We start from the raw sequence: 24,614 nt of genomic DNA on the forward strand, positions 1-24,614 counted from the left end.
GGGCGCGACGCTGCGCATTAAGCCGAGGCGGATTCGTCCGGATCGGCCTCGGCGTCGTCCACCGACGCATGGCTGCCGTGCAGGTGATGCGGCGTCCAGTTTTCGAGAATGCGGTCGGCGCGCGTGCGCCCCAACTCGATCAGTTCGCGCGCACGGTGGAATTCGTAGGCGGTGGACACGTTGGCCGGCATCTCGATCAACAGATCCGGCTGGTAGGCCGCCAGACGCAGCTGCGCCAGATTGGCCTGCATCACGTCCAGCGACTGGCTGAGCAATTCGAGCGCACCCGGTTCGTGCTCCTTTTCCTCGCCCTTGGGCATCAGTTTTCCGACGAAATCGGCGATGCGCTTGCGGTAGCTGTCGGCATGCTCGTGTTCGTCCTCGTGCGCGGCCCGTTCGGTCTGGGCCGGCAGCGCCTCGATCGGCCCGTTGACGCCCACCGCCACCATGTAGTCCCACGATGCGCCCAGCAGCGGCGTCACCGGTAGCGGATTGAGCAGGCCGCCGTCGACCAGGCGGCGACCGTCGATGTGATGCGGACGAAAGATCGAGGGAATCGCGATGGAGGCGCGGATGGCGTCGAACAGCGGTCCCTGCGTCAGCCAGATCTCGCGGCGGCGGTCGATGTCGGTGGCCACGGCGGTGTAAGTCATCGGCAACTGCTCGATGTCGATCTCGCCGATCAGGCTGCGCAGCGTCTCGATGATGCGCTCGCCCTTGATGAGACCGCCGCCGGACAGCGTCCAGTCGACCAGCCGCAGCACGTCGATGCGCGCCAGCGAGCACACCCAGTCGCGGTACACGTCCAGTTTGCCGGCGGCGTAGATGCCGCCGATCAGCGCGCCCATCGAACTGCCGGCGATGGCCACGATCTCGAAGCCGCGGCGCTCCAGTTCCTCGATCACGCCGATGTAGGTCAGCCCCTTGGCGCCGCCCGCGCCCAGCGCCAGCGCGATGCGCAGCGGGCGGTCGGCGACGGCAGCCATCGAAATCGGTGCGTCTTTCATGCGCGGCGATCTCCGTGCGTCAGCGCGGCGGCGACTGGTACACGCCCTGCGCCAGCTGCAGCAAAATCTTCATCTCCTCGCGCAGCGGCGCCGGCGCCACGACCTCGGCATCGGGACCGTACTTGAGCATGTCCATCAGCAGTTCGCGCGAGTTGGAATACGGCAGCTGCAATTCGTAGCGGCCGTCGGCAAGCCATTGGCCCTTCTGCTGCGAATGCCAGTGCTCGTCGGCGACCCAGCGCGCCGCGTGCGAGGAGAAGCGCAGCGTGGCCCAGGCCTTGGGCGTGCCGGCGAAGATGCCGTAACTGGACGCCAGCGTGTCGTTGAGTTCGGACTCGGCCACTTCGTGCACCGGCTCGTCCAGCGCATACGCGTCGACGATGCGGTCGACGGCGAAGCTGCGCAGCGCCTCGCGATCGTGGTCCCAGGCGTCCAGGTACCAGTTGTCGCGGTAGTGCGTCAGTCGCTGCGGCGACACCTGGCGACGACTGTCGGCGTCGGTGGTGCGCGCGCGGTAGCGGAAGCGCAACTGGCAACGTTCCAGCACCGCGCCAGCGACCACGCGGAAGGCATGCTGATCGAGCTTGCGCGCACCGTAGTTGATGACGCGAATGCGCTCGACGGGCAGCTTCTTGCCACCGGCGTGATCGGCCAGCAGGCGTTCGATGCGCGAGGTGATCGGCGCCAGCGCGCCGGACAGCACTCCTGGGTCGGAGCGCTGCACCAGCGCCTGCAGCGCCATCAGCGCCGACAGTTCGTCGGACGTCAGCCACAGGCCGGGCAGCTCGAAACGGTCGCCTTCGCCCGCCTCGTAGCGGAACGCGGCGTGTTCGCCGCCGGCGCTTTCCACCGGCGCACCCAGGGCGTCGCGCAGGAAGGCGACGTCGCGGTACAGCGTCGCGCGCGAGCAGGACAGTTCGTCCATCAACCGCGACAGCGTGACCGGGTAGCGGGCCGATTTCAGCAGCCGGTGCAGCGTGAGAATGCGTTCGTATCGATCCATGGGCGCGTTCCCATCGGGAGGTGACAACCGACGCGGGCGCGCCGGGCCTTTCATGCTCCCACAACCGGCTGCGGGCCGGAAGCACCCTCGCCCACGCGCCGAACTGTGCGAAAATAAACGTTCATCTTCCGCCCATGCCCCGGCACGGCTGCACGCCGGTGCCGAACGCCGCACAGTCCGCTAGCATGGTTGCGGTACGAACCTTTCGAGCCGAGAGACGCTGCTTGAACGTCCGCATCGCACACATGCCGGGTGACGCTTCGCCGTCCCCGCACCGGGAATGGCGCCCATGAGCTGGCAGGCCTGGGCCACCGTGGCCATCATCGTGGTGACGATGGCGCTGTTCGCCAGCGAGCGCGTGCGCATCGACGTGGTCGCGCTGATCGCGCTGGCGGCGCTGGCCGTGCTCGGCATCGTCACCCCGGCCGAGGCGCTGGCGGGCTTCAGCAACGAAGCCACGGTGACGGTCGCGGCCATGTTCGCGCTGAGCCTGGGCATCGAACGCTCCGGTGTGCTCGAACCGCTGGCGCGGCTGCTGACACGCATCCGAAAACCCTGGCTGCTGACCTTGGCGATCATGCTGGTGGTGGCACCGCTGGGCGCGTTCATCAAGAACATCGCGCTGGTCGCCACCTTCCTGCCATTGGCGTTGCGCGTGTGCTCGCAGACGCGCACCTCGCCGTCGCGCGTGCTGATGCCGATGGCCTACGCCGCGCAGATGGGCGGCGTGTGCACCCTGATCGGCACCTCCTCGAACCTGCTCGCCGACAGCCTGGCGCGCGAGGGCGGCCTGCCCGGCTTCAGCGTGTTCGAGTTCACTGGCCTGGGCGCGCTGCTGGCCGTGGCCGGCATCACCTACATCATGCTGGTCGGCCGCTGGATGCTGCCGCGCGAGAGCAATCTGCCGGAACAGGAGAACGAGGAAATCGGCAAGTACGTCACCGAGCTGCGCGTGACCGAGAAATCCTCGCTGCTGGACCAGACCATCGCCGATGCCGTGCTGGGCGAGAACCACGGCGTGTACCCGCTGGAACTGTTGCGCGGCGAACGCCGCATGTGGTCGCCGCGCTCGCAGAAGCTGCAGGTCGGCGACGTGCTGCTGGTGCGCGGCAGCTGGGACAAGATCGAAGCCTTCCGCAATCGCGCCAATCTGGAGAACGCGCCCGAGGCACGCTACGTGCGTGGCAACGACGAGACCCCGCGCGTGGTCGCCGAAGTGATGATCGCGCCGGCCAGCCCCATCGAGGGCCACCGTCTGGGCGAGACCGCGCTGAACTGGCGCTACGACGCCACCGTGCTGGCGATCCATCGCCGCGGCCACATCCTGCGCGACAAGCTCAGCAACGTGTCGCTGGCGGTCGGCGACGTGCTGATGGTGCTGGTCGACGAGGCCGCCATGCCGCGCCTGCGCGCCGACGAGAACCTGATCGTGCTGAGCCAGCGCGAGAACGTGCGCCCGATCCCGCGCAAGGCGATCATCGCGGTCGCCATCCTTGCCGCCGTGGTGCTGGCCTCGGGCCTGAAACTGCTGCCGATCCCGATCGCCGCCGTCAGCGGCGCGGCGGCGATGGCGCTGACCGGCTGCTTCGGCACCAAGGACGTGTACGAAGGCATGGACTGGAAGATCATCGTCCTGCTCGGCGCGATCCTGCCGCTGGGCACGGCGATCGAGAAGACCGGCCTGTCGCAGACCGTGGTCGAGGGCGCGATGAACCTGGTCGGCTACCACAGCCCGCTGGGCGCGCTGCTGATGGTGTATCTGCTGACCGCGCTGCTGACCGAACTGATGGGCCACAACCCGTCGGTGGTGCTGATGGTGGGCATCGCCATCTCGGTCGCGCACGCCATCGGCGTCAGCCCGCAGCCGTTCGTGGTCGCGGTCGCGTTCGCCGCCGCCACCTCGTTCGCCACGCCCGTCGGCTACCCGACCAACACCATGGTCTACTACGCCGGCGGCTACCGCTTCACCGATTTCATGAAGATGGGCATCCCGTTGATCGGGGTGTTCTGCGCGCTGTCGATGTGGCTGATCCCGCTGTTCTGGCCGTTCCATCCGTAAGCTGAACGGTCATGACTGACCTCACTGGCCGACCACGACGGCCATGACGTACCCTGCCTGCTGACCTGCCGCGCCCACGCCGCGCGGCGATCCCCCATCTCCCAACCCCCGGAACGGACGACATGAATCACGTTTCACGCCTGTTGATCGCCCTGTCCCTGGCCTTGCCGCTGACCGCCATGGCGCAGGACAACCCCTCCAGCGCCTCCACCTCCGCCACCAGTGGCGGCTGGTCCGGCAGCGGCGAGCTCGGCTACGCCGCCGCACGCGGCAACTCGCACACCGAGAACCTCAACGCCAAGCTCAGCTTCAAGAAGGAAAACGAGCTCTGGAAGGACAGCTTCTACCTGACCGGCCTGCGCTCCAAGGGCAACGTCACCGTGGTCGACACGCAGGGCAACAGCATCGCCCAGTACACCACCACCGCCAATCGCTACGAAGGCGGCGCCTCGGTCGGCTACAAGTTCAGTCCGCGCAGCTACGTGGTGACCGCGGGCCGCTACGAGCATGACGATTTCGGCTCGAACCTGTGGCAGGGCGTGGTTTCGGTCGGCTACGGCTACATCGCGCTGAAGAACTCGCGCACCGAGTTGTCGTTCGAAGCCGGCCCGGGTTACAAGCGCTACCGCCCGGCCGATCAGACCGTCACCGTCAACAACCAGAGCATGAAGGTGCCCTCGCCGATCAAGGACGAAGGCGTGCTGCGCGGCCTGGTGAACTGGAAATACCAGCTCACCGCCAACACCAAGTTCGAGAACACGCTGCTGATCGAAGCGGGCTCCAGCAACCGCTACTACCAGAACGACGCCGGCCTGTCGGTCAACATGACCGAGAAACTGGCGATCAAGCTCGGTTATCAGGTGCGCTACAACAGCAACGTCGAGCCGGACACCAAGCACAAGGATCAGCTGTACACCACCAACGTGGTCTACAACTTCTGATCGCGTGAGACATGCGCCGGAGCGCGGCTCGCGCGCTCCGGCAGTCGCAAAAATCGTTCAGTCGCGTCCGAGGAACGCCCCGGCGCCCCGGTCGAGCAGCATCTGCGCCACTTCCCGGCCCAGCGCCGCCGCGCCGTCCAGCGCCGCCTCGGCGCGGGCGCGGATCACCTGCCCGCTGGCGACATCGCCGACCAGTCCCATCAGGGTCAGGCCGCGCTCGCCGACCACGCACCAGGCGCCGACCGGCACCGTGCAACTGCCGCCCAGCGCCGCGTTCATGGCGCGCTCGGCGCTGACCGCGATGCGCGTCTCGGCATCGTCCAATGGCTTCAGCAGCTCGGCGATGCGCATGTCGCCCTCGCGCAGTTCCACCGCGATCGCCGCCTGCCCCGGCGCGGGCAGCCACTCCGGCGCCTGCAGCCGGGTACGGATGCGATCGCCCAGACCCAGACGATCCAGGCCGGCGCAGGCCAGCAGGATGGCGTCGTATTCGCCGGCGTCGAGCTTGGCCAGACGCGTGTTGACGTTGCCGCGCAGATCGCGGATGTCGAGGTCCGGACGCAGCGCACGCAGCTGCGCGGCACGGCGCAGCGACGACGTGCCCACGCGCGCGCCCTCGGGCAGCTCGCCGGGCCGCGCGAACCGCGCGCTGACGAAGGCATCGGCCGCATCCGCGCGCGGCAGGATCGCGCCGATCGCGAATCCGGGCTCCAGCGTGGCCGGCATGTCCTTGAGCGAATGCACGGCGATGTCCGCGCGCCGCTCCAGCATCGCCACTTCCAGCTCTTTCAGGAACAGGCCCTTGCCGCCAATGCGCGCCAGCGGCTGGTCGAGCACCTGATCGCCGCGGGTGCTCATCGGCACCAGTTCGACGTTCAACCGCGGATGCACCTTGCGCAGCAGGGCAGCGACGTGTTCGGCCTGCCACAGGGCAAGCGCGCTCTTGCGGGTGGCGATACGGAGCGTGTGCAGGTTCATCGGCAATCCGGTGCGGGCCGCCGCGCAGGCGCGGCGCAAACGCGCATTCTACGGTCCGCAGCCACGCGGCTCCACCGGATGCTCGATCTCAAACCTCGCCGCGCAGATGCTTGCGCACCGCGGGCAGGCTGCGACGACTGACTTCCGGCGTCTGCTCGGTGCCGGTCAGACGCACCACGCTGCGTCCGTCGTCCAGGGTGCGGATGCCCAGCAGACGTGCGCTGGCGACCAGGCAGTTGCGGTGCACGCGCAACAGATGTTCGGGCCAGGCCTGTTCCAGTTGGCGCAGCGAATCCTCGATCAACGCCTCACCGCGATCGTGATGCACGGTGACGTACTTTTCGTCGGCGACCAGGAAGATCACCTCGGCCAGCGGAATGCGGCGCTCTTCGTCGCGCGAGCGCGCGGTCAGCGCCGGCGCCGCACCGGGCGCCGCGCCCATACGAACACGCGCCCGTTCCAGCGCCTCGCGCAGCCGCTCCAGGCGCACCGGCTTCAGCAGATAGTCCACCACGCCGAGCTCGAAGGCGCGCGGCGCGAACTGCTCGTAGGCGGTGCAGAACACCACCTGCGGCGGACGCGGCAGCCGCGCCAGGCGCTGCGCCAGCGTCGTGCCGTCCATGCCGGGCATGTTGATGTCCAGCAACAGCAGGTCCGGTCGTTCCTGGGTACACGCCACCAGGGCCGCCTCGCCGTCGCTGACGCTGGCGACCACGGCCGCTCCCCCGCACTCGCCCAGCAGCGCTTCGAGGCGCGCGCGCGCCAGCGGTTCATCGTCGACGATGACGACCTTCATGCCGCGCCCCTCGGCAAGATCACGCGCACCGCGTAGCGCCCGTCTGCGTCTTCGACCTGCAATCGGCCGCGCTCGCCGTAGTGGTAGGCGATGCGTTCGCGCACGCTGTGCAGGCCGTGACCGTGACCGTCCTCGTCTAGCGTCGTGACCGGCTCGCGCGGCACCGAATTGTCGATGGCGATGCGCACCTCGTGTTCATCGGCATCGACCGCGATGCGCACCGTGCCGCCCTCGCGACTGGGCTGGATGCCGTGACGCACCGCGTTCTCCACCAGCGGCTGCAGCAGCAGGCGCGGCAAGGTGAAGTCGATGGGCGGATCGACGATGTCGCGTTGCACGCGCAGGCGATCGCCGAGACGGCGCTGCTCGATGTCGAGGTAGCGGTCGACCAGATCCAGCTCCTCGCCCAGCGTGCCCTCGCTGTCGCTCGCCAGCGCCGCGCGGAACAGGTCGGCGAGGTCTTCCACCGTGCGTTCGGCCGCGCCGGGATCGACCCGCACCAGCGCCGCCACCGTGTTCATGCTGTTGAACAGGAAATGCGGGCGGATACGCGCCTGCAACGCCTGCACCTGCGCGCGTGAAACCGCCGCCAGCCGCGCGCGCCACTGCATCAGCACGTAGAAATAGCGCAGCAGCGCGGCCGCGATCAGCGCCACCAGGGTGCCGTTGACCACGCTGAAAGCGAGCGTCGACTGACGCGTCAGCCCGAGACGCAGCGCGTGATCGATCCAGCCGATCAGCGCGCTCAACAGCAACGTCATCAGCAGCATCCACGACCAGACGGCGAGGTACGGCAACGCCGCCGGCAGCCGCTCGAACCACGGCCGCAGAATGCACACCGAAGCCGCCAGCACGATCGACAGCCACACCGCGAACAACATGCCGACACTGAAGGCGCGCCACCCGGGCCGCACGCCCGGCGCCAGCTGCATCACCGTGATCGTGATCCCGGCCACCAGCACCAGGGCGAACAGTCCCTGCACGCTGCACAGGTCCGGCAGCGGCACGCGGGTGTCGTCGCGGTCTCGATGGCTGCGGTTCATGGCTTCATCGTCTGCACACCGCCCCGGTCGGCGCAAGAGATGAACGCACTCTACCCGTTTGCGCCGTCATCCGCCGCATGCTCGGCGTGCAGACGCGCGCCGAGCCACGCGCGCAGATCGGCGATCTCCTCGACGCTGACCTGGTGCGCCATCGGATAGCTGTGCCAGTCCACGGCGTAACCGAGTCCGGCCAGCATGTCGCGCGACTGCTCGCCCAGCGCCTGCGGCACCACCGGGTCCTGGCTGCCGTGCCCCCAGAAGATCGGCGTATGCGCGTTGGCCGTGGCGCGCTCGTCGGCCAGCGATGCGGCCAGCGGCAGATAGGTCGACAAGGCGACGATGCCCGCCAGCCGTTGCGCATGACGCAGGCCCGCGTTCAGCGCGATGGCGCCGCCCTGGGAAAAACCCGCCAGCACGATGCGCTCGACCGGCACGCCGCGCTCGACCTCGCGCGCGATCAGCGCCTCGACCGCCTGCACCGACGCGCGGATGCCGTCCGCGTCCTGCTTGTCGGCGATGTCCATGCCCTTGATGTCGTACCAGGCGCGCATCGCCATGCCGCCGTTGACCGTCACCGGCCGCACCGGCGCATGCGGGAACACGAACCGCAGCGCGGGCCATTCCGGCGCCGTCAGTACCGGAATGATCGGCATGAAGTCGTGGCCGTCCGCACCCAGGCCGTGCAGCCAGAGGATGCTGTGCGTGGGCGCGGCGGCGGTTTCTTTCTCGACGGTTTCGAGCAGCGTCATGGGCATCTTCTTGGCTTTGAGAAACGCCAAAGCCTAGCGCCTTCGGCGAAACATTTTCAGGGCGTGAGCCGCACCTTGACGGGGAGAATGCGGTCCGGCCGCAGCGGGCCGTCGACACTGGCGACCTGTCCCGAATCCAGCGGCATGCTGCTGGCGGCAACGGCCGCGTCATCCTGCGCCTTGCGCTCGGCCTGCAGCTTCTTCAGGAAAAGCCACTGCTTGTGATCGACCGCAATCGCGGATCCGCCCCGAGCATCCCGCAAAGCGAAATACACCGGAATCTTGACCGTCGTGGCGACCGGCGTACCGCCGATGGTCACACTCTCGAAGCGCGCCTTCTCGGCCATGGCCATGACCGCGGCACGGAAATCCCCGTCTACGCGCTCGCCCGCTACGAGATTCTGAATCTTCACGTGATCGAGCCGACCATCCGGCATCACCTCACCCGTCAAACGGAGAAAGGCTGATCGATGCTGCCGACGCTCGTTCGCCGGGTACTCGGGAACCATGCTCTGCCCGGGCTTCAAGCGCGGCCCATTGGCGGTGTAACGCAACAACAGCATGCCGCGACCGTCCGTTGTCTTGCGCATGTCCATCCGCAGGTACACGTACGTATGCGAAGGCTGCGCCTGATGATTCAGCGTGGCCGGATGAAAGTGCCACTGACGGACCGTGGCATCGAGCAGCTTGCCGATCGGCGCCGAGACGCCCGCCGGGACCTGTACGTCGGTGACGCCGCCCTGTGCATTGACGTCCACGCCGACCACGTAACGGTAGGAAGCCCCTGCCTGCGCGGCCATGGCGCACACGGGCAACAGCGAACAGATCACGCCTGCAAACCATGCCTTTTTCATCGTGCCTCCTGTCATGCGCCGGCCCGACGGCGACGGCGCACACGCGTCGTCGCCGTCGGACGATACCGCTTCAATGTACATCCAGGCCCAGTTCGCCGGCGAAGAAACCCAGCGCCAGCGCCGTGTTGCCCACGCGCTGCGCGAACGGCGCGCCGATGCCGTGGCCGGCGTGCATGCGCGTCAGCAGCAGGATCGGCTGTCCGGAGTTGCTGGCGTTCTGCAGCGCGGCGGTGAACTTGCGCGACTGCCACGGCGCCACGCGCGGATCGTTGGCACCGGTGGTCATCAGCACCGCCGGATACGGCGTCTTTGGCTTCACGTTCTGCAGCGGCGAATACTTCAGCGTCGCGCGGAACTGCGCCGCATCGGACACCGAGCCGTATTCGCTGACGTTGTACTTGCCGTTGGCGAAATTGGTCTCGTGGCGGATCATGTCGTAGATGCCGACCATCGACACCACCGCGCGGTACGCCGTCGGGTGCTGCACGATCTGCGTGCCCATCAGCAGGCCGCCGTTGCTGCCGCCCATGATTCCCAGGTGCGCGGTGTCGGTCCAGTGCGCCTTCTTCAGCGCCTGACCGGCGGCGTAGAAGTCGTCGAACACGTTCTGCTTGTGCAGCTTCTGGCCCTGCGCATGCCAGGCCTCGCCGAACTCGTTGCCGCCGCGGATATTGGCGTAGGCCAGCACGCCGCCACGTTCCAGCCAGGCCAGATACGGGCCGACGAAGTGCGGCGTGATCGGAATGTCGAAACCGCCGTAGCTGTACAGGATGGTCGGGCGCTTGCCGTTCGGCGTCACGCCCGGCATCGACAGCACGGTGACCGGCACGTGCGTGCCATCCTTCGACACGCCGTCGATGCGCTGCACGCGAATCTTGGCGTAGGCGTCGCTGGCCGGCTTGACCTCGAACACCGTGGTCAGCTTGCCGGTCCTGGTGTCGTAATCGACCCAACGCGACGGCAAGCCCCAGCCGCCGTAGCTGATCAGCGCATGCTCGCGGCCGTGCTCGGCGGCGATGCCGCCGATGCCGATGCCGCTCTTCGGCAGCGGCACGCGGCGCACGAACTTGGCGTGGTCGTCGTACTGGTCGATCCACCAGTCCGGCCCCCAACTGCGCACCACGGCGAAGCCGTCGCCCATCGGCGTCACGCCCTGCACCGCACCCTTCGCCGGCGGCAGCAGCACATGCAGTTCGCCGGACGGCTCGCGCACCAGCAGACGACCACGCGGCGCGGCGGCGAATTCCTCCAGCACCAGGCGCTGGCCGATCCAGCTCGCGCCGCGCACGTTGGAGCGGCGGCCCAGCAGCTTCTGGAAATGCCCGTCACGGCGCACGTAGACCTCCGCCGCGCCGCCGTCGCCGATGTTGGCCAGCACCGCCAGCCGCTTCGCGCCCGGCGAGCTCAGCAGACGGTACTCGGCGACCTCCGAATAGCCTTTGCCGAACACCACCTTGTCACTACCGGCCGACGCGCCCAGCGTGTGATGGACCAGTTCGGCATTGAACTGCTTCACGTCCTGACCGGACGGCGGCAGCGGGAAGCGCACGTAGACGAAACCGTGCTCATCCGCGTCCCAGGCCAGTCCCTGCGGCGTGGTGCCGCCGCCGGCGTAGGGCAGCGTGTCGGCCAGCGACTGGCCGGTCTTCACGTCGAGCACGTGGATCGTGGTCAGCTCGCTGCCGCCCTCGGCGGTGCCGTAGGCCAGATAGCGGCCGCTGGGCGAAGGCCAGTAGGCGGTGATCGCCTCGCCGCCGCCGTCCTTGTTCAGGTCGACCAACGCGCGCGCCTTGCCGTCCGGCCAGGCCTGCGCCATCAGCACCGGCTGCGGCTGCGGCGGCGTCTCTTGCATGTAGAACAGCGTGCCGCCGGCCATGCGCGGCGCCGAGCGCGTGGTCGAGGTGATCGCCAGCGCGCGCACGCGCTTGCTCAGCGCCTCGTTGCCCGGCATCGTGTCGATGACATGCTCGGTGTAGCCGTTCTGCGCCTTGATCCACTGCTGCACCGCCGGATCGTCCGGGTTCTCCAGCCAGCGGTACGGATCCTGCACGACGACGCCGTGCAGCGTGCTGCTGGCGGCATGACGCGCGGTGTGCGGCGGCGGCACCTCCGGTGGCGCGCCCTTCGTGTCGAGCAGGGTCATCTCGGTCGAGGAACGGGTATGCACGGCGCCATCCTGGGCGTGGGCGATGCCCGTCCCCATGATCAGCGCTGCAACAACGGCAAGCGGGAAGACTCGCATGGTGGTGACACCTCCAACGGACTGCACAGACCATCAAGCGTAGCGCCATGCGCGTCCCGGCTCGACCCCTGACTTTCGGCACAGACCGCGTGCAGCAGCGCAGCGAGGCGGTATCCTCGGGGTTTGTCCGCACTGGGGAAACACGCATGCGTCGTATCGCCTTCTTCGCCGCGCTGGCGCTGACCTGCGCGCCCGCGCTGGCCGCACGGCTCACGGTCGACCAGATCATGGCCGACCCGGACTGGATCGGCCCGGCCGTCGAATCGCCGCACTGGAGCGCCGACGGCCAGTTCATCTACTACCGGCTCAAGCGCAAGGGCAGCGACATCCGCGACCTCTACCGCGTCGATCCGAGCAGCGGCAAGAGCGTCAAGCTCGACGGCGCGCAGCAGGCCGATGCCGACGGCGATCCGGTCTTCAACCGCCAGCACACCCGCGCCGCGTTCCTGCGCCATGGCGACGTGTTCGTGCGCGACCTGTCCACCCACAAGCTGACCCAGATCACGCGCACCGCGCAGCCGGAAAGCGGCGTGCAGTGGAGCGCCGACGGCGACACCGTGCAGTACCGCGCCGGCAACGACTGGAGCACCTACGACCTGCGCACCGGCACCACGGCCAGCGTCGCCGTGCTGAAAACCGCCGACGACCCGCAGGACGCCAAGCCCGACCAGATGGAACGCCTGCAGCTGAGCCTGTTCTCGACGCTGCGCCAGATGAAGGCCGAGAAGGACGCCGAACAAGCACGCGACCGCGAACTCGACCGCACCGACGGCACCCGCGCCGCACAACCGTTCTGGCTCGGCACCGGCGTCAAGATCGCCGATACCGAACTGTCGCCTGACGGCCGCTGGATGATCGTGGTCACCCAGCCCGCCGGCTACGACGGCGGCAAGTCTCCAGTGGTGAACCACTACGTGACCGACTCCGGCTACATCCACCCGGAGAAGGCGCGCACCTACGTCGGCCGCAACGATCCCGCGCCGCAGTCGCTGGTGCTGCTCGACCTGAGCGCGCACAAGCAGTACGCGTTGTCGCTGGACGCCCTGCCCGGCATCCACGACGATCCGCTGGCCGCGCTGCGCGCCAAGCGCCAGGCCGAACTGCGCAAGCAGGGCCACGACGCCGAAGCGAAGGCGCTCGACGCGCCCAAGACCCGCGGCGTGCGCATCGCCGATTACGGTCCGGCCACGCTGGCCTGGAGCGACGACGGCCAGGCCGCGGCGGTCATGTTCCGCGCCATCGACAACAAGGACCGCTGGATCGCCAGCGTCGACTTCGCCAAGCACGCACTGACGCCGCAACACCGCCTGCACGACGACGCCTGGATCAACTGGAACTACAACGGCTTCGGCTTCGTTCCGCACAGCCACACACTGTGGTACGAAAGCGAACAGACCGGCTACGCGCAGTTGTACGTGAAGGCGCTGAACGGTCGCGCCAAGCAGCTGACTTCCGGCCATTTCGAGGTGCGCACGCCGCAGCCCTCGCCGGACGGCCAGTGGTTCTACGTGCTCGCCAACAAGCAGGCGCCGTATGCCTACGACGTCTACCGCGTGCCGACCGACGGCGGCACCCTGCAGCGCGTGACCGCCTACGAAGGCATGTACGACGTCGAGACGCCGGTGCCGTTCCGCCTGTCGCCCGACGGCACGCGTCTGGCGGTGCTGCATTCGTCGGCCTACGTGCCCGATCAGCTCGCCGTCATCGACGTCGACGGCCACGGCGGTCGCGAACTGACCGACACCCGCACGGCGAAGTACAAGGCCATGCACTGGATCGAGCCGCAGATCGTGCAGGTACCGTCCAGCCATGGCGACTTCGCCGTCTACGCCAAGCTGTACAAGGCCGCCGACTTCGACGCCTCCAAACCGCACCCGGCCGTGCTGTTCGTGCACGGCGCCGGCTACCTGCAAGACGTCACCAAGGGCTGGTCGTATTACTTCCGCGAGCAGATGTTCCACAACCTGCTGGCGCAGGAAGGCTACGTCGTGCTGGACATGGACTACCGCGGCTCGGAAGGCTACGGCCGCGACTGGCGCACGGCGATCTACCGCCACATGGGTCATCCGGAACTGGAAGACCTGCTCGACGGCAAGGCCTGGCTGGTCAAGCACTACCACGTCGACCCGCAGCGCGTGGGCGTGTACGGCGGCAGCTACGGCGGCTTCATGACCGAGATGGCGCTGCTGCGCGCGCCGGGCCAGTTCGCCGCCGGCGCGGCGCTGCGTCCGCCGGCCGACTGGACCAGCTACAACCACGAGTACACCTCGAACATCCTCAACGACCCGCAGCTCGATCCCGAGGCCTACAAGATCAGCTCGCCGATCGAGTACGCGCAGAACCTGCAGGACCCGCTGCTGATCTGCCACGGCCTGATCGACAACAACGTGATGCCGACCGACTCGATCCGTCTGTATCAGCGCCTGATCGAGCTGCACAAGCACAACTTCTGGATCTCGCTGTACCCGATGGAGCGCCACGGCTTCGTGCACGCCGATTCCTGGCGCGACGAATACACCCGCATCCACGATCTGTTCACGCGCTTCGTGCTGAACAAGAAGGACGCCGCGACCGCCGCGCACTGACCGGCGAGCACACGCGTGCTTTCATGGGCCGGACTCGCCTGCGCGAGTTCGGCCCGCTTTTTTCGGCGCGACTGGTCACGATCCACGCGATGACCGACACTCGCAGGCGTCTCCTCGCCACCGGACCGATACCCGCATGACGCCGCAGCCGACGCTCGCCACCGAACGCCTTCTGCTTCGCCCCTTCGCGGCGCAGGATGCGGCCGCGGTGCAGCGCATGGCCGGCGATGCGCGGATCGCCGACACCACCATGCATATCCCGCATCCGTACCCGGACGGCGCGGCCGAAGCGTGGATCGCAGGACAACCCGACGACTTCGCCGCCGCGCGCCGCGTCGTGTTCGCGGTGACGCGGCGCAACGACGCGCAGCTGGTCGGCACCGTGTCGCTGATCGCCGTGAACCGTCGGGACGCCCTGGCCGAACTCGGCTACTGGATCGGCGTCGACCACTGGGGCCACGGCTACGCCACGGAAGCCGCCGCGCGCCTGCTCGCGTTCGGACACGAAACCTGGGGATTGAGCCGCTTCGTCGCCCACTGCCTGGCGCGCAATCCCGGCTCGGCGCGCGTCATGGAAAAGATCGGCATGACCCACGAAGGCCGCCTCGCGCGCCACGTTCGCAAGCACGACCGCTTCGAGGACGTGCTGCTGTACGGCCTGAATCTGCCCGAACGCGAGGAAGCCGGGGTCGCACCCATCCCGCGCGACTGACGACACCCTTCGCACGCGGAGTAGACTCCCCGCCTTGCACCTTCCGCACGGAGTCCGTCATGCCCATCACGCCCCGCATTCCCCGTACCTGGGTCGACCGCCAGGCGACCGCCCGAACGCTGATGGCGACCGAGCTGGAGAAACTGCCGCCGGACGAGCGCGAAATCGTCGAGCGCTTCATCAGCCGCAAACACATCGCGCGCAACGTGCTGAAGGAATTCGACCAGAGCCTGAGCTTCGGCGAACGCCTGTCCGATCGCATCGCCGAAATCGGCGGCAGCTGGACCTTCATCCTGCTGTTCCTGTTCTTTCTCGCGCTCTGGATGGGCTTCAACAGTTTCGTGCTGCACAAGGAAGCCTTCGACCCGTATCCGTACATCCTGCTGAACCTGGCGCTGTCGTGCCTGGCCGCGCTGCAGGCGCCGGTCATCATGATGAGCCAGAACCGCCAGGCCGACGCCGACCGCGCGCAAGCCAAGAACGACTACGAAGTGAACGTGCGCGCCGAGCTGGAAATTCTGCAGGTGCACGAGAAGATCAACGCCACGCGCGAGACCGAACTGGCCGAACTGCTGGAGATCGCACGCCGCCAGGAAGCCGCCATCGAGGCGCTGGAAAAACGCCTCGCCTCCCGCGACCGCTGACACGCCCAGGTTGCACGGGGCCTCTCGAACGCCGCACGAAGCACCTCGAAAGCCTGCCACGCAGGCGCTCCTCGACCGCACCCAAAAGCACTTCGGGCGATCACACCACAGACGAGTTCCTGGATCGCACACAACGCTCTTCGCTCGCACCACAGGCACTCCCTTTGGTCGTCATTCCTGCGAAAGCAGGAACCCAGTGACGTGCCACCGACCGAAAAGCAAAGGCACTGGATCCCGGCGTGCGCCGGGATGACGACCAAAGGGAGTGCCTGTGGTGCGACCGTAGGGAGTGCCTGTGATGCCACCGTAGGGAGTGCCTGCGGTGCCACCGAAAGGAGTGGCTGCGATGCAAGCGTAGGAAGTGCCTTGGTACGACCAAAGGGCGTTGGGCAACTGCAGAGAGCGTCTGTGGTACGTACCATGGCAACTTTCCCCCATACGCCTCCCTGGCATTTCGCACCATGCCACTGACCATCCGCCTCGATACACGACTCGGCCCCTCGGTTGCTCGCTTTCTGGAAGCGCATCTGCAGGACATGCGCGCGGTATCACCGCCCGAAAGCAAGCACGCGCTCGACCTCGACGGCCTGCGCGCACCGGATATCACCTTCTGGACGGTGCATCGCGACGACGCGCTGGTCGGCTGCGGTGCGCTGAAGGCGCTGGACCCCGCGCACGGCGAGATCAAGTCGATGCGCATCGACGCGGCGTGCCGCGGACAGGGCATCGGCTCGACGCTGCTTGAGCACATCGAACGGGAGGCGCGCCGCCGAGGCTACCTTCGACTCAGCCTGGAAACCGGCGCGATGGACTTCTTCCGACCGGCGCGTGCGCTCTACGCGCGCCACGGTTTCACGCCCTGCCCGCCGTTCGCCGCCTACCGGCCGGACCCCAACAGCGTGTTCCTGACCAAATCGCTCGCCGACACGCCCTGAACCGCGCCGACACGCCCCTCCGACGTTTTTGCTAGGCCGCATGGCCGAGCGTGTTCGACTTGTCCGCGGCCCGCGCGCGCTTTATACCTTCGCGCACGAGTGAAGACCGCCGCGCACGCCGCGCCGCACCGTCCTCCCGTTTCAAGCACGACCGTACGCACGACCCCGTTCGATTCGACGCAGGAGTGCCGCATGGCCATTCGCTACCTGAAAATCGCTCTGGTCGCCTTTGTCGGCCTACAGGGCTGGCTGTACGTGGCCGGCAACCTCGCCAACTGGAACGCCGGCCTCGGCGCCATCGCCTACGTGATCGGCATGCGCGAGCACGCGATCTACCCGCAGCACATCGTGCCCGCGCTCGGCCACGGCTGGGCCGTGCTGGCGTTCGTGCTGATCCTGTGCGGCGAATTCCTGGTCGGCGCGCTTTCGCTGCGCGGCGCGTGGGACCTGTGGGTCGCACGCAAGCGAACGGCCGCCGACTTCAACGCCGCCAAGACCTACGCCGTGCTCGGACCGGGCATGGCGATGCTGGTCTGGTTCGGCGGCTTCATCGTGCTCGGCGGCGCGCTGTTCCAGATGTGGCAGACGACCCTCGGCGACGGCTCCTTCAAGGACGCCTTCGTCTACGCCGTCACCGCCGGGCTGGTCCTGCTGATCGTCCAGCGCGCCGACACCTGAGGGTCCTGCTCCATGAGCGCGAACAAGAACCTGCCCACACCGGCCAGCGTCGACGACTACATCGACTCGATACCCGATGCGCGTCGCCGCGAGGAATGCCGCACCTTGCTGGAAATCTTCGGCCGCCTCACCGGGCATGCGCCCATGATGTGGGGACCGGGCATGATCGGTTTTGGCGCGTTCCACTACCGCTATCCATCCGGCCGCGAGGGCGATTTCTTCGCCACCGGCTTCGCACCGCGCAAGGATGCCTTGAGCATCTACCTGATGGCGGGATTCGACGGCCAGGAGGCGTTGCTGGAACGGCTGGGGCCGCACCGCACCGGCAAGAGCTGCCTGTACATCCGGCGTCTCGACCGCGTCGATCGCCCGGCACTGGAGGCGCTGATCGCCGGCGCCTTCGCCGAAATCGGCCGCCGTCCCGGCGGCGTGCGCGCCGCCACGCACGTCGACTAGCGCGTTCCGTTACTTGCCGCGTCCGGTGTTTTGTGGACGGTCATCACACTTTTGCTTCCGTTTCGTGCATCCTGTTCCCGATGCGCCGCGTACCCATGGATGAGGGGTCCGCACGCGCAGGCCCACTGCAGCGCGTCCCGAGGGGGACGTTCGGGAGAGCAGCCATGGACGAATCTGTTGCGCCAACGGTCAGGGAGACCGAATCGGTCTGGGACTATCCACGACCGCCACGCATCGAGCCCGTGCAGGCGCATCTGCAGGTCGTGTTCGCCGACCGCGTCATCGCCGACAGCATCCGCGGATACCGGGTGCTGGAAACCAGTCATCCACCGACCTACTACCTGCCCGTCGAGGATGTGATTGCGACCTATCTCCGCCCCACCCACGGCCAGTCGCTGTGCGAGTTCAAGGGGCTGGCGTTCTACTGGAACGTCAAGGTCGGCGATCGCGTCGCCGAACGCGCCGCCTGGAGCTATCCGGAACCCACGCGCGCATTCGGCGAACTGGCGCATCATCTGGCGTTCTACCCGGGACGCATGGACGCCTGCTACGTCGACAACGAACTTGTCGAATCGCAGCCCGGCGACTACTACGGCGGCTGGGTCACGGCCAACATCCGCGGGCCCTTCAAGGGCGGACCGGACACGCATGAGTGGTGATCGAGCGTAGGTGCACGCCGCCTGCACGGTCCGTCTGAACCCTCATCCGGCGTGGGCATCGCCCCTCATCCGGGTAGGTCGGCAAGCGGTTCTCATGTCGTCCTTCGCGCACGACCGAAGAGATATTGTCGCGCACCCGAAACGCCTCCTAGGGTGTGTCCGCCCCGCTCATCCGCGGGCGGATCACCAACGGCGGGGCCCGCGCTCGATCAACGGGGCCCGTACAGGAGGTTCAGCCATGAAGACGCACACCCTCATCCTCGGCGCGCTCTGCGCCGCCGGTCTCAGCGCCTGCGCGGGCGCGCCCATCGCCAACGACACCGGCCCGGACATCAACGTCACCTTCTCGCGCGGCCTGGAAGGCGGCAGCCTGTCGGTCCACTCCGGCGACGATCTGCGTTCGTGCCTGGTGCTGCGCGAGCGCTACAACGAAGATGTCGTAACGATGCTGGTCACGGCCAGCGATACCAGCGGCCTGGCGTCCATCGACGTGATCGCCGAACCGCGCACGGGCAGTTTCTCGCCCGACCTGCGCATCGTCTCGTTCCAGCCCGAACCGCCCAACGGCACCTCGAACACGCAATCGTTCGGCCGCGGCGGCGAAGCCCGCTTCAACATTCAGCGGCTGCCGTCGAGCGGCACCGTGCAGCGCTCCGCGCTGGCGTCCGTGGAACTGCGACTGCCGGCCAGCTACCGGTCGTTCGACAATCCACTCTCGCTGCGCTTCGTGGCGCGCGATTTCGACGGGCATACCACCCGCATTGCGCCGCTCGACCTGCGTCGGCCGCATTCCACCAACGGCGGCGCCTTCATCTGCCAGGGCGGCCACACCGGCGCCTGAACCGTCAGCGTTCCCGCATGTGCACGCATGCGGGAACGCGCAGCGCTTCGACGACGTCGACGCTGCTTGCGGGGACGGAGCGTGACGCACAAGTTTGCGGCGGACATCGACGCCTCGGCCCGCAGCGTCGCAGCGAACTCGCGCGCACTAGAACGCCTTGGCCGTACGCCACAGCATCAGGATCGCCACGGCCACGATTGCACTGGCGAAGATCAAGTTGAGCGCGCCGCGCGTGCGCGCCAGGCGTTTCGCGCCGAGCACACCGAGCCAGCCGCCGAGCACGCCGCCGGCGATGAACTCCAGCGCCACCGTCCAGTCGATCATGCCGGACACCGCGTAGTTCAGCGCCGTGGTCAGGCCGAACGCGCCGACCGCGAACAGGGAGGTGCCGACCGCGTAGATGATTTCCATGCCGCTGGCGAACATCAGTCCCGGCACGATCAGGAACCCGCCGCCGATGCCGAAGAAACCCGACAGCGCGCCCGCACCGACACCAACCGCGCCCAGACGCGGCATCATGTGAGGCTTGGGCCAGGTGCCACCGTCGCCGTTGCGGCGGCCGCGCACCATCAGGAAGGCCACCACCAGCATCAGCACCGCGAACAGGAACAGCAGGCGCTGGCCGTCGACGACCTTGCCGATGCTCGAACCGATCACGGCGCCGACGATGCCGGCCGGCGCGAACACGAACGCCGCCTTCCAGCGCACGTGTCCAGCGCGCGCATGCGGGATCAGGTTGGCGAAGGCGTTGACCGACACCGCCAGCGCACTGGTGCCGATGGCCAAATGCGGATCGCGCACACCGACCACGTACAGCAGCAGCGGCACCGCCAGAATCGAGCCGCCGCCGCCGATCAGCGCCAACGAAAAACCGACCAGGCTGCCGCACAGCACGGCCACGATATCCAGAGAAACGGTCATCCGGTGTGTCCTCGTTATATGAGCGCGTCGTCCGCACGCGACGATCGACGCATCAGGCGCTCCCGCGCGAACGAACCAATGTACGACGACTGCGCCGCGCCCGCAGGCCGCGGCGGCAGAAAGCAGCGCGTGCCGGTTCAGTCGCCGAACTGGTTGAGCGGAATCTTCAGGTAGCGCACGCCGTTGTCTTCGGGCGGCGGCAGCTGCCCGGCGCGCATGTTCACCTGCACCGACGGCAGGATCAGCGTCGGCATCGACAGTTTCGCATCGCGCGCTTCGCGCATGGTCACGAAGGCATCCTCCGCGACACCCTCGTGCACGTGGATGTTGGCGCGCTTTTGTTCGCCGATCGTGGTCTCGCACACGAACGTGTCGCGGCCGGGCGCCTTGTAGTCGTGGCACAGGAACACGCGCGTCGTGTCCGGCAGCTCGAACAGCCGCTGGATGGAGCGGTAGAGGACATGCGCGTCGCCGCCCGGAAAATCGCAGCGCGCGGTGCCGTAGTCCGGCATGAAGATGGTGTCGCCGACGAACGCCGCATCGCCGATCACGTGCGTCATGCAGGCCGGCGTATGCCCCGGCGTATGCAGGGCCACCGCCTCGATCTCGCCGAGGCGATAGGTTTCGCCGTCGCGAAACAGATGATCGAACTGACTGCCGTCATGGGCGAACGCCGGACCGGCATTGAACAGCTTGCCGAAGGTGTCCTGCACGGTGGTGATGTGCTCGCCGATGCCCAGTTTCCCGCCCAGGATCTGCTTCAGGTACGGCGCCGCCGATAGGTGATCGGCGTGCACGTGGGTATCGATGATCCACTGGCAGCGCAGATCCTGCTCGCGCACGAACGCAACGATGCGATCCGCGCCGTCGAAGTGCGTGCTGCCGGAGGCGGGATCGTAATCGAGCACGCTGTCGATTACGGCCGCATCGCGCGTGTCCGCATCCCAGACCACGTAACTGAAGGTGTTGCTGGCCTCATCGAAGAAAGGCTTCACTTGCGGACGCTTGCTCATGTGCACGACTCCTCTTGTTGCGTGGACGTCGAACGCGAGCGGCGATGTTTCGGCCGTCGTCGCGTTCAATCATGCCGCCGTCTTTATATTCAATAGTTCTAATATAAAGGCCATGACCCCATTACACAAGCACAGTGGCGTGTTTGCGTGCATTCCGGGGAGAAACCTGCCTGACACATTGTTGCCTTGACAATTATAACTTCGTCTATATTATGTGCGGCATGGAAAAGCCCTCGAACCCATCGGAAGCCCCTGAACACAGCTTCGGCCTGCTGATCAGCATGATCCGCACCGAGCTGGTCCGTGCGCTCGAAGCCGCCCTTCAGGAGGAAGGCGTGGATCTTCGCTTCACGCAGTTCCTGGCCCTCAAGCGTCTGGCCCTGGACGGCCCGATGTGCGCCGGCGAGCTGGCCCGCGCCGTCGACCATGACGCCGGCGCCATGACCCGCGTGATCGACCAGCTGGAGACCAAGGGCTACGTGCGCCGGCAACCGCACGAACAGGATCGTCGTTCGCTGCGCATCGCCGTGACCGACGCCGGCATGGCCACCTGGCAACACATGGCCAAGGCCCACGAACGCACGCTGGAACGCGCCCAGCAGGCCCTTTCGCCGGCCGAGCGCGTGCAACTGATGGATTCCCTCGAACGTGTCCTGGCGGCCCTGCGCGCCACCGGATGAATCAAATTCTGCCTAGGCAATGAATTCCATGCGACGCACATCCCTTCTGCTCACCGCGGCCCTGACCGCCGTCCTCGCGGGCTGCGCCAGCACCGGCGGGCTGCATTCGGACGCCAAGCCGCTGCAGGCCGATCAGTTGGCCGCCTCGCGCAGCCTCGGCCAGACCGACGTCTCCCGCGACTGGCCTGCCGCCGACTGGTGGACCGCGCTGGGCGACAAGCAACTGGACGGTCTGATCGGCGAAGCGCTGAAGAACAACCCGGACCTGGCCATCGCCCGTGCCCGCGCACGCGCCGCCGAGGCGCAGGCCGGCGCCGCCGAGGCCGCGACCCAGCCGACGCTGAACGCCGGCGCCAGCATCGCCGGCGCGCGCCTGCCCAGCACGCTGGTGCCGGAACCGCTCGGCGGCCACTTCAGCTGGGTCAAGTACGGCTATCTCAGCTTCAGCTGGGACATTGATCTGTGGGGCGGCGAACGCGCCGCCTGGGAAGCGGCCGTGGGTCGCGCCCGCGCCGCCGCCATCGATGCCCAGGCCACGCGCCTGGAAGTGTCGGCCAACGTGGCTCGCGCCTACGCGCAGCTGGGTTACGCCTGCAAACAGCAGGACCTCGCCAAGGAACAGCTGCAACGCGCCACCGGCGTGCGCACGCTGACCGAGCAACGCGTCCAGGCCGGCATCGACAGCCGTCTGCAGCTGCAGCAGTCCAGCGCCGAACAGGCCACGGCCGAGCAGCAGTTGGCCGCCGCGAATCGCCGCGTCAGCGCCGCCCGCAACGCCTTGTCCGTGCTGCTGGGCCAGGGACCCGACCGCGGTCTGGACATCGCCCGTCCGCAACCGCTGACGCCGGCCGCCGTGGCCCTGCCCTCGACGCTGCCGGCGCAGTTGCTGGGTCATCGTCCGGACGTGGTCGCCGCGCGCCTGCGCGTGGAAGCGGCCAGCAAGGACATCAAGACCGCCAAGACGCGCTTCCTGCCGAACCTGAGCCTGGGTGCATTGGCCGGTCTGGCGGCCGGCGGCGGCACCAACCTGTTCCAGTTGCCCGCGCGCTTCTATCAGGTGGCGCCGGCCGTCAGCCTGCCGATCTTCGAGGGCGGCCGCCTGCGCGCCAACCTCGCCGGCCGCGACGCCGCGCGCGACATGGCCGTGGCGCAGTACAACAAGACCCTGATCGGCGCGCTCGACGACATCGCCGACAAGCTCGACGGCGTGCAGTCGCTTAAAGAACAGGCCGACGCCCAGCAGCGCGCCCTCGACGCCGCGCGTGAAGCCTGGAAGCTGGCGATGGACCGCTATCGGTCCGGCATCGGCAGCTACCTGCAGGCCCTCACCGTGCAGCGCCAGTTGCTCGCCGCCGAGCAGAACGCCGCGGCCCTGCATGCCGAGCAGGTCGATCTTTCCGTGCAACTGATCCAGGCCCTGGGCGGCGGTTACCGCCCGGCCGACGACTCCTCCACCGACGTTTCCCCCACCGCTGCGGCGGCGAACACCGACTCCTCCCGAGGCACCCCATGAGCAACGAGCAGAACACCGCCGAAACCAAGAATGCAGAAGCGTCCAAGAAGGGCCGCCGCGGCTTCCTGCTGCGGGCACTGCTGATCGTCATCGTGCTGGCCGCCATCGGCTGGACCCTGTGGTACGTCTTCGAGGGTCGCTGGTACGCCGATACCGACGACGCCTACGTCAACGGCAACGTGGTGCAGATCACCCCGCGCGTGCCCGGCACCGTGGTCAGCATCGGCGCCGACGACGGCGATCTGGTCCACGCCGGCCAGGTGCTGGTGAAGCTGGACCCGAGCGATGCCGAAGTGCAGCTCGACGCCGCCGAGGCCAACCTCGCCCGCACCGTGCGTCAGGTCCGTGGCCTGTACAGCAGCGTCGAAGGCGCGCAGGCCGACATGAAGGCGCGCCAGGTCGCGCTGGACAAGGCCCGCGCCGACTACAAGCGCCGCGAGAACCTGGCCAAGACCGGCGCCATCTCCAGCGAGGAACTGGCCCACGCCCGTGACGCGCTGGACGCCGCGCAGAGCGCCCTGAATGCGTCCGAGCAGCAGTACAACAGCAACAAGGTGCTGGTCGACGACACCGTGGTCGCCTCGCATCCGGACGTGAAGGCGGCCTCCGCCAAGCTGCGCGCGGCCTATCTCGACGTGGCCCGCACCACCCTGGTCGCGCCGGTCACCGGCTATGTAGCCAAGCGCACCGTGCAGGTGGGCCAGCGCGTGCAGCCGAGCCTGCCGCTGATGGCCGTGGTGCCGCTGCATCAGGTCTGGGTCGACGCCAACTTCAAGGAAACCCAGCTCGACAAGATGCGTCTGGGCCAGCCGGTCGAACTGGAATCCGATCTCTACGGCAGCGACGTGGCGTTCCACGGCAAGGTCGTCAGCCTCGGCATCGGCACCGGCAGCGCGTTCTCGCTGCTGCCGGCGCAGAACGCCACCGGCAACTGGATCAAGATCGTGCAGCGCATCCCGGTGCGCATCAGCCTCGACCCGCAGGATGTCGCCAAGCACCCGCTGCGCATCGGCCTGTCGATGACCGCGTCGGTGAACCTGCACGACCAGAACGGCCCGGTGCTGCCGCAGAAGGCGCCGACCAAGCCGCTGTTCACCACCGACGTCTACCAGAAGCAGATGAATGACGCGAACACGCTGATCGCGCGAATCATCCACCAGAACATGGGGCACGCGAAGCACCACTGACTGACCGCCCCGTCAGACACAGGACACCTCCGGCCGCCCGTGCGGCCGGAGACAGGGAAAGTGCATCCGCACGCACGCCGTCGGACCTGAAGCCGACGCCCCTCACCGATCCCCGGAC

General features: G+C 67.7%; 23 protein-coding genes. 13 read left to right on the forward strand and 10 right to left on the reverse strand.

The features are described 5' to 3' along the window. Window positions 1-17: 17 nt before the first annotated feature. A complete protein-coding gene (locus LF63_RS14190; protein ID WP_081945288.1) occupies window positions 18-1,007 on the reverse strand; it encodes a patatin-like phospholipase family protein in 990 nt (329 codons plus the stop codon). Window positions 1,008-1,026: 19 nt separating this feature from the next. Next, on the reverse strand, window positions 1,027-2,010 hold the full coding sequence (locus LF63_RS14195; protein ID WP_043104192.1) for a helix-turn-helix transcriptional regulator: 984 nt from the start codon (window positions 2,008-2,010) through the stop codon (window positions 1,027-1,029). A gap of 289 nt (window positions 2,011-2,299) precedes the next feature. On the opposite strand from LF63_RS14195, the gene LF63_RS14200 reads away from it, so the two are divergent. Both LF63_RS14200 and LF63_RS14205 read left to right on the forward strand, forming a co-directional pair. Continuing rightward, window positions 2,300-4,069 carry an SLC13 family permease gene (locus LF63_RS14200; RefSeq protein ID WP_043104193.1) on the forward strand — a complete coding sequence of 590 codons (1,770 nt, stop codon included), beginning with the start codon at window positions 2,300-2,302 and terminating at the stop codon, window positions 4,067-4,069. A 122-nt stretch (window positions 4,070-4,191) separates the two neighbouring features. Beyond that, the gene (locus LF63_RS14205; protein ID WP_043104194.1) at window positions 4,192-5,010 is read left to right on the forward strand and encodes a DUF481 domain-containing protein; all 819 of its coding nucleotides are present in this window, start codon (window positions 4,192-4,194) and stop codon (window positions 5,008-5,010) included. A gap of 57 nt (window positions 5,011-5,067) precedes the next feature. Here LF63_RS14205 and hemC read toward each other — a convergent pair whose 3' ends face one another. The 6 genes from hemC to LF63_RS14235 all read right to left on the reverse strand — a co-directional run bounded on the left by hemC (window position 5,068) and on the right by LF63_RS14235 (window position 11,597). Further along, the gene (hemC, locus tag LF63_RS14210; protein ID WP_081945289.1) at window positions 5,068-5,988 is read right to left on the reverse strand and encodes a hydroxymethylbilane synthase; all 921 of its coding nucleotides are present in this window, start codon (window positions 5,986-5,988) and stop codon (window positions 5,068-5,070) included. Between the two features lie 88 nt (window positions 5,989-6,076). Then, window positions 6,077-6,784 carry a LytR/AlgR family response regulator transcription factor gene (locus LF63_RS14215; protein WP_043104196.1) on the reverse strand — a complete coding sequence of 236 codons (708 nt, stop codon included), beginning with the start codon at window positions 6,782-6,784 and terminating at the stop codon, window positions 6,077-6,079. Then, window positions 6,781-7,827, reverse strand: coding sequence for a sensor histidine kinase (locus tag LF63_RS14220; protein WP_043104199.1), 1,047 nt, complete (start codon window positions 7,825-7,827; stop codon window positions 6,781-6,783). Before LF63_RS14220 ends, LF63_RS14215 begins: the two co-directional genes overlap by 4 nt. A 50-nt stretch (window positions 7,828-7,877) precedes the next feature. Then, window positions 7,878-8,576 carry an alpha/beta hydrolase gene (locus LF63_RS14225; protein ID WP_052395368.1) on the reverse strand — a complete coding sequence of 233 codons (699 nt, stop codon included), beginning with the start codon at window positions 8,574-8,576 and terminating at the stop codon, window positions 7,878-7,880. Window positions 8,577-8,632: 56 nt separating this feature from the next. Continuing rightward, window positions 8,633-9,430 (reverse strand): energy transducer TonB, encoded by a 798-nt coding sequence (locus LF63_RS14230; protein WP_043104201.1) that lies wholly within the window; start codon window positions 9,428-9,430, stop codon window positions 8,633-8,635. A 70-nt stretch (window positions 9,431-9,500) separates the two neighbouring features. Next, window positions 9,501-11,597 (reverse strand): prolyl oligopeptidase family serine peptidase, encoded by a 2,097-nt coding sequence (locus LF63_RS14235; protein ID WP_235205384.1) that lies wholly within the window; start codon window positions 11,595-11,597, stop codon window positions 9,501-9,503. A 221-nt stretch (window positions 11,598-11,818) separates the two neighbouring features. Between LF63_RS14235 and LF63_RS14240 the strand changes: the two genes are divergently transcribed. The 8 genes from LF63_RS14240 (at window position 11,819) to LF63_RS14275 (ending at window position 19,182) form a co-directional block, all read left to right on the forward strand. Continuing rightward, the gene (locus tag LF63_RS14240; protein WP_043104207.1) at window positions 11,819-14,257 is read left to right on the forward strand and encodes a S9 family peptidase; all 2,439 of its coding nucleotides are present in this window, start codon (window positions 11,819-11,821) and stop codon (window positions 14,255-14,257) included. A 136-nt stretch (window positions 14,258-14,393) separates the two neighbouring features. After that, window positions 14,394-14,969: a GNAT family N-acetyltransferase gene (locus LF63_RS14245; RefSeq protein ID WP_043104209.1), complete on the forward strand. Its 576-nt coding sequence runs from the start codon at window positions 14,394-14,396 to the stop codon at window positions 14,967-14,969. 59 nt (window positions 14,970-15,028) lie between these two features. Then, window positions 15,029-15,613, forward strand: a complete 585-nt coding sequence (locus tag LF63_RS14250) for a DUF1003 domain-containing protein (RefSeq protein ID WP_043104211.1) — start codon at window positions 15,029-15,031, stop codon at window positions 15,611-15,613. A 461-nt stretch (window positions 15,614-16,074) separates the two neighbouring features. Continuing rightward, entirely contained in the window at window positions 16,075-16,548 is a 474-nt protein-coding gene (locus LF63_RS14255) for a GNAT family N-acetyltransferase (RefSeq protein WP_152569386.1), read from the forward strand. Window positions 16,549-16,740: 192 nt separating this feature from the next. Then, window positions 16,741-17,226, forward strand: a complete 486-nt coding sequence (locus tag LF63_RS14260; protein WP_043104212.1) for a DUF2165 family protein — start codon at window positions 16,741-16,743, stop codon at window positions 17,224-17,226. A gap of 12 nt (window positions 17,227-17,238) precedes the next feature. Then, entirely contained in the window at window positions 17,239-17,682 is a 444-nt protein-coding gene (locus LF63_RS14265) for a DUF1801 domain-containing protein (RefSeq protein WP_043104214.1), read from the forward strand. 164 nt (window positions 17,683-17,846) lie between these two features. Beyond that, on the forward strand, window positions 17,847-18,341 hold the full coding sequence (locus LF63_RS14270) for a DUF427 domain-containing protein (RefSeq protein ID WP_043104216.1): 495 nt from the start codon (window positions 17,847-17,849) through the stop codon (window positions 18,339-18,341). Between the two features lie 238 nt (window positions 18,342-18,579). Beyond that, window positions 18,580-19,182: a YajG family lipoprotein gene (locus LF63_RS14275; RefSeq protein WP_043104218.1), complete on the forward strand. Its 603-nt coding sequence runs from the start codon at window positions 18,580-18,582 to the stop codon at window positions 19,180-19,182. 147 nt (window positions 19,183-19,329) lie between these two features. On the opposite strand, the gene LF63_RS14280 is transcribed toward LF63_RS14275, so the two are convergent. Together LF63_RS14280 and LF63_RS14285 are read right to left on the reverse strand one after the other, a co-directional pair. Then, a complete protein-coding gene (locus tag LF63_RS14280) occupies window positions 19,330-20,103 on the reverse strand; it encodes a sulfite exporter TauE/SafE family protein (protein ID WP_043104220.1) in 774 nt (257 codons plus the stop codon). Between the two features lie 137 nt (window positions 20,104-20,240). Then, window positions 20,241-21,116, reverse strand: coding sequence for an MBL fold metallo-hydrolase (locus LF63_RS14285; RefSeq protein ID WP_043104222.1), 876 nt, complete (start codon window positions 21,114-21,116; stop codon window positions 20,241-20,243). Between the two features lie 221 nt (window positions 21,117-21,337). On the opposite strand from LF63_RS14285, the gene LF63_RS14290 reads away from it, so the two are divergent. From LF63_RS14290 to LF63_RS14300, 3 genes are read left to right on the forward strand one after another with little or no spacing between them, the layout of a single operon-like run. Beyond that, window positions 21,338-21,796: a MarR family winged helix-turn-helix transcriptional regulator gene (locus LF63_RS14290; protein ID WP_043104224.1), complete on the forward strand. Its 459-nt coding sequence runs from the start codon at window positions 21,338-21,340 to the stop codon at window positions 21,794-21,796. A 28-nt stretch (window positions 21,797-21,824) separates the two neighbouring features. After that, the gene (locus LF63_RS14295; RefSeq protein ID WP_043104512.1) at window positions 21,825-23,309 is read left to right on the forward strand and encodes an efflux transporter outer membrane subunit; all 1,485 of its coding nucleotides are present in this window, start codon (window positions 21,825-21,827) and stop codon (window positions 23,307-23,309) included. After that, window positions 23,306-24,496, forward strand: a complete 1,191-nt coding sequence (locus LF63_RS14300) for an EmrA/EmrK family multidrug efflux transporter periplasmic adaptor subunit (protein ID WP_043104226.1) — start codon at window positions 23,306-23,308, stop codon at window positions 24,494-24,496. Before LF63_RS14295 ends, LF63_RS14300 begins: the two co-directional genes overlap by 4 nt. The last annotated feature ends 118 nt before the right edge of the window (window positions 24,497-24,614 follow it).

Origin of the sequence: Oleiagrimonas soli (assembly GCF_000761445.1) — a bacterium.
Classification (GTDB): Bacteria; Pseudomonadota; Gammaproteobacteria; order Xanthomonadales; family Rhodanobacteraceae; genus Oleiagrimonas; species Oleiagrimonas soli.

Excerpts from the sequence above, each read along its gene's own strand:
- LF63_RS14215 (WP_043104196.1), bottom strand. The coding sequence starts at position 6,784 with ATGAAGGTCGTCATCGTCGACGATGAACCGCTGGCGCGCGCGCGCCTC.
- LF63_RS14290 (WP_043104224.1), top strand. The coding sequence starts at position 21,338 with ATGGAAAAGCCCTCGAACCCATCGGAAGCCCCTGAACACAGCTTCGGC.
- LF63_RS14230 (WP_043104201.1), bottom strand. The coding sequence starts at position 9,430 with ATGAAAAAGGCATGGTTTGCAGGCGTGATCTGTTCGCTGTTGCCCGTG.
- LF63_RS14285 (WP_043104222.1), bottom strand. The coding sequence starts at position 21,116 with ATGAGCAAGCGTCCGCAAGTGAAGCCTTTCTTCGATGAGGCCAGCAAC.
- LF63_RS14280 (WP_043104220.1), bottom strand. The coding sequence starts at position 20,103 with ATGACCGTTTCTCTGGATATCGTGGCCGTGCTGTGCGGCAGCCTGGTC.
- LF63_RS14250 (WP_043104211.1), top strand. The coding sequence starts at position 15,029 with ATGCCCATCACGCCCCGCATTCCCCGTACCTGGGTCGACCGCCAGGCG.
- LF63_RS14300 (WP_043104226.1), top strand. The coding sequence starts at position 23,306 with ATGAGCAACGAGCAGAACACCGCCGAAACCAAGAATGCAGAAGCGTCC.
- LF63_RS14245 (WP_043104209.1), top strand. The coding sequence starts at position 14,394 with ATGACGCCGCAGCCGACGCTCGCCACCGAACGCCTTCTGCTTCGCCCC.
- LF63_RS14255 (WP_152569386.1), top strand. The coding sequence starts at position 16,075 with ATGCCACTGACCATCCGCCTCGATACACGACTCGGCCCCTCGGTTGCT.
- LF63_RS14275 (WP_043104218.1), top strand. The coding sequence starts at position 18,580 with ATGAAGACGCACACCCTCATCCTCGGCGCGCTCTGCGCCGCCGGTCTC.
- LF63_RS14220 (WP_043104199.1), bottom strand. The coding sequence starts at position 7,827 with ATGAACCGCAGCCATCGAGACCGCGACGACACCCGCGTGCCGCTGCCG.
- LF63_RS14270 (WP_043104216.1), top strand. The coding sequence starts at position 17,847 with ATGGACGAATCTGTTGCGCCAACGGTCAGGGAGACCGAATCGGTCTGG.
- LF63_RS14260 (WP_043104212.1), top strand. The coding sequence starts at position 16,741 with ATGGCCATTCGCTACCTGAAAATCGCTCTGGTCGCCTTTGTCGGCCTA.
- LF63_RS14225 (WP_052395368.1), bottom strand. The coding sequence starts at position 8,576 with ATGACGCTGCTCGAAACCGTCGAGAAAGAAACCGCCGCCGCGCCCACG.
- LF63_RS14295 (WP_043104512.1), top strand. The coding sequence starts at position 21,825 with ATGCGACGCACATCCCTTCTGCTCACCGCGGCCCTGACCGCCGTCCTC.
- LF63_RS14200 (WP_043104193.1), top strand. The coding sequence starts at position 2,300 with ATGAGCTGGCAGGCCTGGGCCACCGTGGCCATCATCGTGGTGACGATG.
- LF63_RS14190 (WP_081945288.1), bottom strand. The coding sequence starts at position 1,007 with ATGAAAGACGCACCGATTTCGATGGCTGCCGTCGCCGACCGCCCGCTG.
- LF63_RS14265 (WP_043104214.1), top strand. The coding sequence starts at position 17,239 with ATGAGCGCGAACAAGAACCTGCCCACACCGGCCAGCGTCGACGACTAC.
- hemC (WP_081945289.1), bottom strand. The coding sequence starts at position 5,988 with ATGAACCTGCACACGCTCCGTATCGCCACCCGCAAGAGCGCGCTTGCC.
- LF63_RS14195 (WP_043104192.1), bottom strand. The coding sequence starts at position 2,010 with ATGGATCGATACGAACGCATTCTCACGCTGCACCGGCTGCTGAAATCG.
- LF63_RS14205 (WP_043104194.1), top strand. The coding sequence starts at position 4,192 with ATGAATCACGTTTCACGCCTGTTGATCGCCCTGTCCCTGGCCTTGCCG.
- LF63_RS14240 (WP_043104207.1), top strand. The coding sequence starts at position 11,819 with ATGCGTCGTATCGCCTTCTTCGCCGCGCTGGCGCTGACCTGCGCGCCC.